10 protein-coding genes and 1 tRNA gene are annotated in these 13337 nt (G+C 45.4%); 7 read left to right on the top strand and 4 right to left on the bottom strand.

What is annotated here, in order from left to right; translation table 11 throughout:
* Nucleotides 1–274 precede the first annotated feature (274 nt).
* A complete protein-coding gene (locus tag ACYVE4_RS01855) occupies nt 275–1414 on the bottom strand; it encodes a TIGR03364 family FAD-dependent oxidoreductase (protein WP_460995162.1) in 1140 nt (379 codons plus the stop codon).
* A 66-nt stretch (nt 1415–1480) separates the two neighbouring features.
* Nucleotides 1481–2950: a nicotinate phosphoribosyltransferase gene (locus tag ACYVE4_RS01850; protein ID WP_460995160.1), complete on the bottom strand. Its 1470-nt coding sequence runs from the start codon at nt 2948–2950 to the stop codon at nt 1481–1483.
* Between the two features lie 152 nt (nt 2951–3102).
* Here ACYVE4_RS01850 and rpoN point away from each other — a divergent pair, with 152 nt between their 5' ends.
* From rpoN to ACYVE4_RS01820, 6 genes are all read left to right on the top strand, one after another.
* Nucleotides 3103–4551 (top strand): RNA polymerase factor sigma-54, encoded by a 1449-nt coding sequence (rpoN, locus tag ACYVE4_RS01845; protein ID WP_460995158.1) that lies wholly within the window; start codon nt 3103–3105, stop codon nt 4549–4551.
* Nucleotides 4552–4719: 168 nt separating this feature from the next.
* Nucleotides 4720–5307, top strand: a complete 588-nt coding sequence (locus ACYVE4_RS01840) for a hypothetical protein (protein ID WP_460995297.1) — start codon at nt 4720–4722, stop codon at nt 5305–5307.
* Nucleotides 5308–5400: 93 nt separating this feature from the next.
* The gene (locus ACYVE4_RS01835; protein ID WP_460995156.1) at nt 5401–6198 is read left to right on the top strand and encodes an enoyl-CoA hydratase/isomerase family protein; all 798 of its coding nucleotides are present in this window, start codon (nt 5401–5403) and stop codon (nt 6196–6198) included.
* A 65-nt stretch (nt 6199–6263) separates the two neighbouring features.
* A tRNA-Arg gene (locus tag ACYVE4_RS01830) sits at nt 6264–6337 on the top strand.
* Between the two features lie 340 nt (nt 6338–6677).
* Nucleotides 6678–7562, top strand: a complete 885-nt coding sequence (locus tag ACYVE4_RS01825; protein ID WP_460995154.1) for a phage integrase SAM-like domain-containing protein — start codon at nt 6678–6680, stop codon at nt 7560–7562.
* Nucleotides 7553–7858, top strand: a complete 306-nt coding sequence (locus ACYVE4_RS01820; RefSeq protein WP_460995152.1) for a tyrosine-type recombinase/integrase — start codon at nt 7553–7555, stop codon at nt 7856–7858. Before ACYVE4_RS01825 ends, ACYVE4_RS01820 begins: the two co-directional genes overlap by 10 nt.
* Nucleotides 7859–7916: 58 nt before the next feature.
* Here the strand turns inward: ACYVE4_RS01820 and ACYVE4_RS01815 are convergent, their stop codons facing one another.
* Entirely contained in the window at nt 7917–8135 is a 219-nt protein-coding gene (locus ACYVE4_RS01815; RefSeq protein ID WP_460995150.1) for a DUF1737 domain-containing protein, read from the bottom strand.
* Nucleotides 8136–8212: 77 nt separating this feature from the next.
* The gene (locus tag ACYVE4_RS01810; RefSeq protein WP_460995148.1) at nt 8213–8653 is read right to left on the bottom strand and encodes a hypothetical protein; all 441 of its coding nucleotides are present in this window, start codon (nt 8651–8653) and stop codon (nt 8213–8215) included.
* Between the two features lie 1885 nt (nt 8654–10538).
* Between ACYVE4_RS01810 and ACYVE4_RS01805 the strand changes: the two genes are divergently transcribed.
* A complete protein-coding gene (locus ACYVE4_RS01805) occupies nt 10539–12377 on the top strand; it encodes an SBBP repeat-containing protein (protein WP_460995146.1) in 1839 nt (612 codons plus the stop codon).
* Nucleotides 12378–13337: the final 960 nt, after the last annotated feature.

The raw sequence follows: 13337 nt of genomic DNA, 5'->3' as shown, positions 1-13337 counted from the left end.
AATGGTTTATAAACAGAGATTGAGAATTGTTAATGGAAGTTTAACATGATTTGGTTGGGTTTATTGGCGTGAATTAAGTACTGGAGGTACAGATAGATCTATCAGCAGATAGCTAATTGATTTGGCTCAATTAACTGTCGACCCCGTGTCTGTGTCCCCACAGACACCTGTGCGTCAGCCAGCGCTGCCATCCGGTTAGAGGTCTGTGAGGACACAGACCTTGGGAATGGGTTAATATATGGTTTATGGCAGGCAATCAGCATTTGCCAATCAATTAGCTATTTAGCCATGTCCGAATGTTGGCTTCGGCATAACCTGCACCGGATGTCATGCCTTTTCCGCCGATTCCTGTAATGATTCGGATTGCTGGATCGACGTCATATTCGAAAATTTCGGCGGGTGTCTGGCTGTAGAAACCAGCCCACGTTTTTTTGATGGTTAACGGAAAGGTAACAATGCGTCGGGCTTCGGCCAGCATTAACTCATTGATAAAATCCTGCGTATGATAGCCTAAGTCTTCAGCTTGGGTTGCATCGGCGTATTCGTGCGAATCGCCTACGATGATCGAACCGTCGACGGCTTGTTTGAACAAGATGTGAATGCCCCACTTTTTCAGTTCGGCCAGATGATCGGGCGTTTTGAGAGTTGCGTAGGAGGGGCATTCCTGAAAAGCTTCGTACCGACGAATGGTTAATCCGGTGAGGATATTGCCCGGTAATTGTAATCCGGTTACCGGCTCGGCCAGTAGCATCTGTAATTTACTAACTACTAAACCGGCTTTCGCTAAAATGTCCGGGAATAAAAGCCGCACTTCGTGACCGCTGCACATCAGGAGTTTAGTACCCCAGAATCGCTCCCGATTGCTTAGCGTCACCGTAACACCATTGGCATTCGCCTGCGCATCAACGACTACAGAACCTGGCCGATAATCGACGCTATGTTTTTCCTGAACAAACGCCAGTAATCGGTGAATCATCTGTTCTGGCTCTACACTTACCTCCTGCGGAAAGAAGATACCGCCTGCCACATAGTCCGGTTGCAACGATGGATATTTATCCAGGCATTGTGCTTTGGTCAGTAGCTCGCTCTCGTAGCCAATCTGTTGATACCGATCATGTAATTCATTGGCTAATGTCCATTCGTCGGCATCCGAGGCAATATAAATCGTGCCATTCCGGCGAACGGTCAAATCGGTTTCCTGCTGAATAGACTGATAAATTTCCAGACTTCGGCGCCCAAAATCGAACCATCTACCGGCCAATCCTGACGGGACAACCTGTCCAAAATTTCGGACAGTCGCTCCAATTGGATAGCGGTCTTTTTCGAGCAGTAATACCCGCTTTCCCGCTTTAGCGGCATGGTAGGCATGAAATGTTCCCAGAGTGCCAGCCCCAATTACAATCAAATCGTACATAACAAAGAGTCGGTAGTCAATAGTAAGTTAGTGTAAAGGCCCCGGCGCGCCAATCTGACAGGTAGATTACCCCTCCCGCAATTTTAAAATCAAGGCTGTTTTGTGCTGGTGTAAGCCTTTTTCCAGTCCAACCGGATAAATGTGTGGGTTTACAAACCGCTTTACGCCTGGATGCAGACCGGCCAGTTGCTCCTGTACACGAGATCGTACGGCATGAATATCGGGAAGGCTATACACATAACGACCGTCCTCAAAAATTGGCACTAACAAATCTTCATACGGTTGATCCGAATCAAAACGTCTGCGTTTTGTAAAATCGAGTGGGTCAATCATGGTTCGGGTGCCCGATAAGTCTGGCGTTTCTTCCAGGTCATAAATCATATCGGCCAGAAAACCGCGTTCATCGCGGAACCGCCGTACCTGTTGAATGCCTGGGGTTGAAATCTTAATCGCCTGTTCCGATAATTTCATTTTATACGACCACGGACTGGCCGCATTATCCCGCAGAGCGGCCAGTTTATAAACGCCCCCAAGGGCCGGCTGATCGTAGGCCGTTACGAGCTTTGTTCCGACTCCCCAGATATTTATTTTAGCTCCTTGCTGCTTTAAGCTACTGATAATGGTTTCGTCTAGATCGTTGCTTGCCACAATGTCGGTATCCTGAAAACCAGCTGCATCCAGCAATTTGCGAGCTTCGATACTTAAATACGCCAAATCGCCCGAATCGAGCCGGATCGCTGACAGCTTGTAGCCCTGTTGTTCGAGTTTCCGTCCGGTTTCGATGGCATGACGAACACCCTGCAACGTATCGTACGTATCGACCAGCAGCGTCACATTATTCGGGAGTACTTCAGCATACGTATCAAACGCATTCTGCTCGTCATCAAACGACATCACCCAACTGTGCGCGTGCGTTCCCCGAACCGGAATATCATATAATTTACCCGCCAGCACATTTGAAGTGGCATCGCATCCGCCGATATACGCGGCCCGGCTGGCGGTCATGCCTCCATCCACGCCCTGTGCCCTGCGTAAACCGAATTCTAATAATTTGTCATTCTCCGCTACCAGCCGCAATCGGGCGGCTTTCGTAGCAATCAGCGACTCGAAGTTGACGAGGTTCAGCAGTGGTGTTTCGAGCAATTGGCATTGCAGAATTGGTCCCTGTATTCGAATTAATGGTTCATTCGGGAAAACGGCTGTTCCTTCTGGAATGGCCGAAACGCTGCAGGTAATGGTCAAATTGGCAAGATAATCGAGGAATTCTTCCTCAAACAGGAGCTTTCCGTCATGCCCTGTCAGCGATCGGAGATAGCGTAAATCTTTTTTTGAGAAACCGAAATTCTTGATATATCCGATTACGTTAGCGAGTCCACAAGCAACTGTAAATCCGCCACCAAACGGGTTTTTTCGAAAATATAGATTGAAAACAGCCTCTTTCTCAGCCGTTTTCGATTTCCAGTATCCATAGGCCATCGTGACCTGATATAAATCCGTTAGTAGGCTTAGCGAGGTGTCGTATAGCTTGTTCGTCATGACCGCGAAAGTACGACATGAGAACTTCTCAGAAAATTTATAGGGCTAAAAACAAAAAACTGATTAATTTGGTCTGATAATTGTAAGGGGCTGTTTTGCTAACAACTCGAACGCTCAACTAACGAATAAACTCTACAGCCCATAGCACCACCATGCAGAAGTTAAGCCTGTCCCAATCGCTTCAGCAAAAGCTATCTCCTCAGCAGATACAATTTATTAAACTTCTGCAGATTCCGACCGCCGAGCTAGACACCCGGATTGAAGAAGAACTGGAAATTAATCCAGCACTGGAAGAAGGTATGGATGAAGAGTACGAACAGAAAGACGATGATGACCCGTATGACGAACTTGATGATTACAAAGAGCGGGACGACGACCTGGACATAGATAGTTATATTAAGGACGAAGACTATGCCGGGTACAAAATGCAGGGCGATGGCAATTACGCGGAAGAAGACCGGGACATGCCGCTGGCCACTAGTTCGAGTTTGACGGATTCACTACTTCAACAGTTTGGTTATCTGAGTCTTACAGAACAAGAACGGATTGTAGGGCAACAACTGATTGGAAGTATTGAAGCCGACGGATACATTCGGCGTTCGTTGCAGGCCATTGTCAACGACCTGGCTTTTGGTCAGAATGTATTCACCAGCGCCGAGGAGGTTGAAGATATACTACAGAAAATTCAGTCGTTCGATCCGCCGGGAATTGGAGCCAGAACGTTGCAGGAATGTCTGATTTTGCAACTGAAACGAAAAGATCAATCGGACCCCTACAACATACTGGCGATTAAAATCATCGAAAGCTTCTTCGATGAATTCTCCAAAAAGCACTACGATAAAATTCAGCGTCGACTGAATATCAGTGATGATTCGCTCAAAAAAGTCATTGATATCATTATCAAACTCAATCCAAAACCGGGGTCTGTTGAAGGCGAAACCGGTACGGCGCAATATCTCGTTCCCGATTTTATTCTGACCAACAATAATGGCAAACTTGAACTGACGCTCAATTCGAAAAATGCCCCTGAGCTTCGAATTAGCCGGTCGTTTGCCGATATGCTCGACACGTATGACAAGAGCAAAAAGCAGAATAAATCCCTCAAGGAAACGGTAACGTTTGTCAAGCAGAAACTGGATGCGGCCAAGTGGTTTATTGATGCCATTAAGCAACGCCAGCAAACCCTGCTCAAAACGATGAATGCGATCGTTCGGTTTCAGTACGACTTCTTCCTGACAGGCGACGAATCCCGGCTTAAGCCCATGATTCTGAAGGACATCGCTACCTTGATCGACATGGACGTGTCAACGGTATCTCGAGTTGCCAACAGTAAAGCCGTGCAAACCGAATTCGGAATTTATCCGCTCAAATATTTCTTCTCCGAAGGAATATCGACTGAAACGGGTGAGGATGTCAGCAGTCGCGAGGTGAAAAATATTCTGAAAGATTTGATCGACGCGGAGCCTAAACTGCACCCCTTATCTGACGATAAGCTCGAAAAAATCCTGAACGATCGTGGTTATAATATCGCCCGTCGTACGGTGGCCAAATACCGTGAACAACTGAACATCCCCGTTGCTCGATTGCGAAAACAGCTTTAACTAGTGATGAGAGATAAGCGATGAGTGATGAGTTATCAAGGCTTTAGTTAATACGATTAACTTTGTAGCCTATAATACTGCGTTCTGGCATTATCACTCATCATTTATCATTCATCATTGAATACGTTTTTCGCTCGTTTCCTTTCGGTCGTTTTTCATCCGTTGCTGATGCCGACGCTCCTGTTTGGCATCTTGTTGTTTAAGGTGCCCAGTGTGCTGAGTATGGATGCATTTTCCAATTCGCTGCGACTTAGCCTCCTCGTGCTGATTTTTGTTGGTACGTTTGCTGTTCCAGCCTTACTCATTTATTATCTTTTTCGGAGCGGCTACGTTAAAAGTTTACAGCTTAACACGCTGGACGACCGTCGTTTACCGTATTTTCTGACCGGCTTTATTTACGTATTTACGGCTTACCTGTTTGCGTTCCGTATGGAAGTTGTCTCTTCAGTGGCGCCGGAGATCGGTATCTTATTGGGGAGTATCGCTATTTCGATTCTGCTGGTAGGGTTGATCAGTTTATCGTGGCAAATCAGTGCTCACAGCGTCGGAATTAGCGGTGTTATAGGGACAATTGGCGGTATTATGCTCAAATTCAGCATAAACGAATTATTTATCCCATTGCTTCTGCTTATTCTCCTGGCTGGTTTTGTAGCCAGCGCCAGGCTCAAACTTAACGCACATTCGCTGGCTCAAATTAATGCTGGATTGGCGTTGGGACTGATTGTGAGTGGATTGTCTGTATTCTGGCTTATTTAGTTTGTTCTATCGGACAACTGTAAGCGACAAGTCATTCTTCACAATCTGACTAATTATTTCGTCTTTTGCTTTCTATCTTTTCCAGCTGCAGCTATGTACGAAACTATTCTTTACGAAATCAATGGTGCGGTTTGTCGAATTACGTTAAATCGTCCGCAGGTTTATAACGCCTTGAATGCAGGACTGATTCGTGATATTACTACAGCTCTTGAATCGGCTGGTGCTGATGAACGGGTACGAGTAGTGGTCCTGACTGGTGCGGGCGACAAAGCGTTTTCATCCGGTGCTGATCTAAAAGAAGGATTTTCTCAGGCAGCTTCGTCGGGAGGTTCCCTAAATTTAGGCGATTCACTTCGGAACACCTATCACCCGATGATTCGGACGATTCGCCATCTTCCCAAGCCCATTGTTGGCCGGATCAATGGCGTAGCGGCTGGTGCCGGTTGTTCGTTGGCATTGGCGTGCGATGTAGTAATCTGTGCAGACGAAGCCTATTTCAGCCAAATCTTTGTGAATATTGGCCTGATGCCAGATGCTGGTTCTACCTTTTTTCTTCCGCGACTTATTGGGCCACAGCGCGCTTTTGACTTGTGTAGTACAGGTCGACGGGTTTACGGGCCAGAAGCCGCTCAGATTGGATTAGTGAGTCGGTCCGTACCTGCGATTGATTTGGATCAGACGGTAGATGAAGTGCTTGCCTATTATGCATCGGCGCCTACCCGTGCAATTGGTGCAATGAAACAAGTACTGAATCAATCACTCTACTCAAACCTCGATCATCAGCTCGAACAAGAGGCTGACAATCAGGATTTACTAGGAAAGTCAATGGATACAGCAGAAGGAATTAGTGCTTTTTTTATGAAGCGAAAAGCAAATTTTTCAGGCAAATAGATTGACATAGCTATTTTTTCTACCTACTTTTGCACTCCCAATTCACGGGAATGCCATGGTGCAATGCATTCGTAGCTCAATTGGATAGAGCACCTGACTACGGATCAGGAGGTTTGGGGTTCGAATCCCTACGAGTGCACAGAAATGTAGTTAATTGAGACAAAAACCCGCCCCAGACAGCGGGTTTTGTGTTTTTAATCCCTATCCTCCTCAGCCACAAAGGGATGCAATGGGTCAAAAAATGGGGTACACTTCGAAATTTCTGGGTACACCTTTTTCAACTTTAAATACTGGAAAAACACCCTTTTTTATATGGGAAATTTCCCCTTCCCCTTACCGGAAAAACACGGATTTTTATTTACTAAACGGCTGATTAAAAACCTCTTAAAAGGAAACGAGTTAAACCAATCCCTTATTGATGAACAACAGATCATATTAGGTTTTAACTCAAATCCCATAAGAGCAATGTTCCGTAAAAAATGCGCATCCTCTTCAAACTGCGCCGAAACAAACGCGATGGAGCTGCCAAAGCTACTATCTACTGCCGTATCAAAGTAGACGGCCAAAACTCCAACGACTTCTCCACCTTTATTTCCCTCATGCCCGACCAATGGGATTCGGATGCCCAGCGCATTAAGGGAAAAAGTCTCAAGGTCCACGACAACAACCTGCGATTAGCCCAAATCCACTCCGATCTAACTAGGCTATTTCTCCAGCTCCAGCAGGAAGATGAGAACCTGACGGCTCAGGAGCTTGCCGACATCTTCACTAAAAAGAAAAAGGTCATTTATACCTTTTGGGAACTGGTGGATCTCTTTGAGCAGCACGTCTACGCCACGTATAAGAATAAGGGTACCAGGCGCAATTACCAGACCCGGATCGATAATATCCGACTGTTCTTGGAGGAATCGAATCTCAAAAAATTAACGGCCGACAAGTTCAACCTGGGCAAAGCCGACGAGTTTGTCCGCTGGGCGAAGTCTCGAGGCCTGGATCATCAGTACATCGTGCGCCACACCCAGGTCTTAAAAAATATAACGGAAGACGCGGTTCGCCGGAAAATCATGAAAGTCGATAAACTCGCTGTTTTCAAGTTGAAGAAAAAAGAAAAAATCAATACCGCCCATTTGTCGATACAAGAAATAGAGCTGCTCGACGCGTACGACTGGCGGCCCCCATGCGGAGAATGGTCGATCTGTTTCTGTTTTCTATTTATACCGGCCTCCACTATCAGGATGCCCAGACGATCAAACCATCCGAAGTACGGGAAGGCATCGACGGCCGCCCCTGGCTGTTTAAACCCAGGGGTAAATATGCCGAGTCTGAGTTTTTCGTCAGTGAGCCGGTTCAAATTGTGCCCTTAAGTCCCAAAGCTCTGGCAATCATCGAGAAATACGGGGGAGTCGAGCACCTGCCCAAAATCAGTAATTCCGGCTTTAACGACTGGCTCAAGCAGATCCAGCATATGGCGGGTATTGAGGTACACTTATCGGTGAAAGTAGCCAGAAAGACGTTTACCGATGTGATGCTCAATGAACTGGGTATATCCGAGGAAAGTGTGGCCGCCATGTTAGGCCACAACACGACTAGGCACGTTCGCTACTACGGGAAGGCCAGCGAACGAAGAGTGGCCAAAGAGGTGATCTTTAAAGATCAATAACGAAGCCCGGTCAGCGTTGATCGGGCTTTTTTGTTTTCTACCGTTAAATTAAATCGAATTAACGCGGTTTTACCATCGCCTGCGCGTACACCAAAGTCCCGTTCATGTCCTGAACCGTCGAAATTCCGCCCTGCACGACCCATCCTTGGGATAGCATCTCATTAATGTTGCGAATAAGGTCCTGGGGAATCGATGAAATAACCAGTTGATACTGCATAAACGTATGTGTGTTGAGGTGAACGATGATAAAGGTATGGATATTCGTTTTATTTGACACGAAAAATGCCTGATCCAGTAAGGCCAGGCATTTTCATTGTACCTAAAAACGTATAAACCCAGTGGGGACTCTCACCCTTATTGCTGAAGCATTTGCTTAAGCTGTTTAATCTCCTCTTGCAACTTGACCGTTATATCCTGTTGCTGACGGACGGCCCCCATTCGAAGTTGATTTTCTTTTTCCAGTTTTATGCGTTGCTGGGTCAAGACATTTATTTTTTCTAGTAGAACTAGATTGACCAATGCTAGATCAACTGGATTTCCCTTACCTGAGTCAATTGATGGAATAACTTTAGCTGAATCACTAGGCTGGTAATAAAGACGTGCACTAAGCTTAATACCATTACCGATTGAGGCATTCTCACTCCTGATAAGCGGAGAATAGGGGCCGTAGTCGGTTTTAATTGAGTCGATCTTAGCCAGTAGCAAAAGCGAGTGAGGTAAAGACGCCTTGGCACTCGACTGCGCTACCGACACAACCGGTACGAACAGGGGGATGATAAGGTGTATTGCTTTCATTGATATAGATTATCTTATGATGGTTAGACTATATATAATCGTGCAAAGATCATACCAGTGACCCCAAACGCCTGTCGCCAAACTACCGTTTACTCAACAATTGAAGGCTGAGTAAATACGATGTTACCAAGTCGGTTAATAGCTTTACTATTTGTTTGTTTTTTGCTTGAATCTCGGCTTTGCAGGAGCCGGGTTATTTTTTTGTTTTGCCTTTCACACCAGCATTGCTTTACCTGATTGCAAAAAACAGGATTTACTGAACGGTAGGTGACTCGGGCTAGGCATGTCTGTCTATTTATTAATACGTTGATTAACGACCTGACCATTCATGAGCTCCCAGAAAACAGTTTTAGCCGTCTTAAATTATCTTTTGTATTTCCTAATCGCCTTATTGGGTAATACTCTTTATGTAGTAGTCACTGTTGAGCTATTTATAAGGTCGTTGGGGAGTCGGCTCCTGAAAAAAAAGAATCGCTGGTTCTACTGGAGCCAGCGATTACGGATAATAAAAGTTAACCTGCAAGCTGTCTACACCGCTTGCAACCAGCAGTATACCATCCTAAAAACTCGCTACTTTTTTAATTGATTATACTGTTGGTTTGCATGACAGAAAAAAACCAGATTTACTAAACGGTAGGTGACTGAGACTAGGTATTTCTGTCTAAGTAGTAATTCGCTTACTTACGACCTGACCATTCATGAACTCCCAGAAAAAACAGTCGACGATTTTAAATTATATTTTTTATACCCTAATGCTTGTTACCGCTGGGGCGATTTGGATACTAACCACTAATCACCTATAAGGTCGTTGGTGAGCGGGCTCCTTATACAAGAATCGCTGGCCCCAGCAGAGCCAGCGATTACTAAGTAAACTTGAACTAGCAGGCTTACCTGCCGTATAACTATACACGCTTAGTGCCGTTTCTGTTAAGTTATTGACTAGACGGTAGTATCTCGTTCTATGTCAAAAAAGCCCAGTAATCCTGGCTTTTTGTTTTAATCTACCTCACTCTCCTCACTCTTCTGCCACTTGCTCTTTTCAGCCTGGGCGACCAGGTAGATTTTATCCAGTAGGTCGTGACGTTCAGCTACTCTGAGGAGGGATTCGTTGCGGCCTCGAGGCAGGCCTGGCAGGTAACTGTCATAGAGAGCGTGCACCTGGTCATAGATCCATTTCCAGACTTCACATTCGGGCTGGCCGGATAGTCGGGCGATGATCACTATCCGGTTACACTGACGGGCGATTCATTTACTATTCCCAAGTTTATAACAAAAGCCAATGTAAGTGATGCCGAACTTGACGTTGATTGTAGTGGAGATGGTACCTTTTATGGTAGTACGATGACGTATTCGCAAACTATATCCGGGAACGGGTATGTAATTACCATAACCAATACGGCAGCCAGGAAATAGCAATTCGTCCCTTATTAACCCTCATTTTGCTTGACCTAACAAAGCCAGGAATACAGATTAATCCATTTCGCTTTCTTCCCTCTTTTGTCAAGTATACTATTCGTCCCAGACTACATATTCGGACTGGCCGAATATTTGAGCAGTGCCTACGACTAGCAGATAAACCTGTGTTGTAGTAAAAGTACTTACATATCTTTAAGTAAATACTGCCCACCCCCTTCGTGAATTTGAAGTTTACCTATATCTAATATAAATTTTACTTGTATTTGGTAATCTATTCATTTTAAGGTACTTAATTTGTGTGAACAGTGATGAAATAAACGAATACGTCACGCATACCCAGTTTATTTCATCATTGTATCGCCCGCCCGTTTGTACTTGATTATTCATTACCGTACCAATGTATTCTTTTTTATTGCAGTCCCTTCGGGATTTCCAATCGTGTTATTTATACCTAATCTTATACCTAGTATTGTTTCAGTCTAATTGTGCTACTGCCCAGGAATACAGGTGGGCTAAAGGCATGGGCGGCTCAGGTAGTAGTCGAAGTCAATCCTTAATGGTGGACAATGCAGGTAATGTCTATTCGACAGGAAGTTTTACCGAGACCGTTGATTTTGATCCTGGACCTGGAACTTACTCCCTCACCGCAGCTGGTGGAAAAGATAGCTATATCAGCAAAGTGGACGCATCGGGTAATTTCTTATGGGCCAAACGCATAGGTGGTACGGGGAGCGATATTAGTTACGGTATAACTGTGGATGCGGCAGGTAATGTCTACTCGACAGGAAGTTTTACCGAGACCGTTGATTTTGATCCTGGACCTGGAACTTACTCCCTCACCGCAACAGGTGGAAAAGATAGCTATATCAGTAAACTGGATGCATCAGGTAACTTCCTATGGGCGAAGCAGATTGGGGGTGCTGGCTATGATGAAGGCTATTCCATCGCAGTAGATGGGATGGGCAATGTTTATACGACAGGATATTTTACCGAGACCGCTGATTTTAACCCCGGACCTGGGATAAATGCCTTTACCACCAGGGGGGGCACTAACGGCTACATCAGTAAATTGGATGGATCGGGTGACTTTCTTTGGGCCAAACGTATAGAGGGAGCAGGTAGTAATGCGACTTGCTCAATTGCGCTGGATCAGGTGGGCAATGCGTATATTACCGGCTCATTTACTGAGACAGCTTATTTTCCTGATTTTGGGGCTTTGACCCTCACCGCATCCGGTGCAAAGGATAGCTACATCAGTAAACTGGATGGATCGGGGAACTTCCTCTGGGTGAAGCAGATTGGGGGAACTGGCGATGATGCGGGCTGCTCCATTGCCGTAGATGGGACGGGTAATGTCTTTACGACAGGATATTTTACCGAGACCGTTGATTTTGACCCAGGGCCTGGGACATATTCTTTTACGTCTATCCGGGGAGCTAGTAGCTATATCAGTAAGTTGGATGCCGCTGGTAACTTTCTTTGGGCCAAACACATGGCTTCTCAGTTGGGTAATTTAGGGAGTCTAGGTAGCTCGATTAGCGTCGATGCGTCAGGGAACGTTTATTCAACCGGATTCTTCCAAGAAACCGCTGATTTTGATCCGGGTCCTGCTCTATATAACCTGACTTCGGCGGGGGGGCTTGACGGGTATATCAGTAAATTGGATGCGTCAGGTAATTTTGTCTGGGCCACAAGTTTAGGGAGTACTGGTTACGACGAGGGAATGGCAATAATAGCCAATAAACAGGGTGTATACATTACTGGTGTGTTTACCGGGATAGTTGATTTTGATTCAGGACCGAATCCAATTACCCTTACTTCGCAAAGCACGCAACAGGACGTTTTTGTGAGTAAGCTAGATGTGAGCAGACCCACTTTACTGCTTAAAGCTTCGGCCAAAAGGGCTTGTGTTGGCGATGTGGTCAGCCTGGTGGCCACTATAGCCGATGCTGACAATGTCACTTGGTCGTTTCCTGTTGGTACTGTTCTGCGTAGCGATGCCAATAAGTTAAGTGTATCGGCGAGTATCCTTACATCGGGTGTAAAAACATTCACGGCCACGAATACCATCTCCCAGGTTAGTTCTACAGTTACTGTCACGGCAATCGGTATGAGTTCGACCCGGGATGGCGTTTGGACGGACTTGAGCACCTGGTCCTGTGGTCGACTACCGACGCTAACCGATGTGGTCACAATAGCTCACTCAGTTAGGTTGCCAGCCGGTGCGCAACCAGCGCGCCAGCTACTTTATGCCGCTAACGGCCGTTTAGATTTTACTGCAGGAGCCCAGTTGACGCTATTTCCATAAAGCCATCGAAAGGCTATTTCAATGGGCAAAACGACCTGCGACGTATATACTCGCTGAGGAAGCGATGAGTGATTTTGATCGGGAGGTGATGGTTGATCGGCAGACGATGACAGTAAAGGAGTAACCAAGATGACTGTCTGTTCTCATGGAATTAGGAGAAAAAAAACCGGAGGTTAAGCCCGCACCTGTAAGGGCTTTATTTTGGGATCTATTTGTCCGGACAGGTTTTAACTCAATACTGTCTTTTATTGTAATCAGGACTACTGTTGTGCTTTATGAATACCTGACTTTTCTTTTCATGATTTATATTCTTTTCTATTCACGTTCGACAGAAAACTCGTGGCCGTATTTTTTATATACTCTGGGGACTATTTACTATTTGTATTTAAAAAAATCAGCAGTACTGGTATGGGATTACTGAAAGCCTTTTCGCTTTGGTCAGCGCTTTTATAGCAATTGAGAAGATACAGGCGGAATTAACCCAAAGACAGGCAACACCTTTTATTTTGGTTACTATCCTAACGACCGTTTATATTATTGTAAGAGGGTTTTCAAATGTAGATGACGGCAGCGAAAAATCCTTCTTAAAGAGTACGCTAACGCGATAGGTATCCAAAATAGAGAAGAGGAAAGATAAGTACAGATCCAGGTAGACAGACTGGTCATAAGCTTCTATAATAATCTAATTGTAACGCCTTAGCTACCTAAGCTAGACGGTGACTTTGTTTGGTTCGTTAAAACGGTCGGTTGTCTGGACCATTCGGCGCACCGCCCAAACCTCCGTTTGTCTTTCTTTTCTGGTTCGATTAACCGGTTCGATTAATTTGTCCAGAATTTTGTATCTTGTAGTCAGTTGATCGAACCAAAATCAATGTCAAATCACGATCCATTAGACCAATCACAAGACTATGACGATTGGTTTGATGAAGTGCTCAAGGAGTTAGGGGAATTAGGCCATAC

The organism is Spirosoma harenae (genome assembly GCF_054776975.1).
This window is presented reverse-complemented; position numbering and strand designations above follow the sequence as displayed.

Bases quoted from the DNA above. Each gene is read 5' to 3' on its own strand.
- ACYVE4_RS01855 (WP_460995162.1), bottom strand. From the start codon at position 1,414: ATGTACGATTTGATTGTAATTGGGGCTGGCACTCTGGGAACATTTCAT.
- ACYVE4_RS01850 (WP_460995160.1), bottom strand. From the start codon at position 2,950: ATGACGAACAAGCTATACGACACCTCGCTAAGCCTACTAACGGATTTA.
- rpoN (WP_460995158.1), top strand. From the start codon at position 3,103: ATGCAGAAGTTAAGCCTGTCCCAATCGCTTCAGCAAAAGCTATCTCCT.
- ACYVE4_RS01840 (WP_460995297.1), top strand. From the start codon at position 4,720: ATGCCGACGCTCCTGTTTGGCATCTTGTTGTTTAAGGTGCCCAGTGTG.
- ACYVE4_RS01835 (WP_460995156.1), top strand. From the start codon at position 5,401: ATGTACGAAACTATTCTTTACGAAATCAATGGTGCGGTTTGTCGAATT.
- ACYVE4_RS01825 (WP_460995154.1), top strand. From the start codon at position 6,678: ATGCGCATCCTCTTCAAACTGCGCCGAAACAAACGCGATGGAGCTGCC.
- ACYVE4_RS01810 (WP_460995148.1), bottom strand. From the start codon at position 8,653: ATGAAAGCAATACACCTTATCATCCCCCTGTTCGTACCGGTTGTGTCG.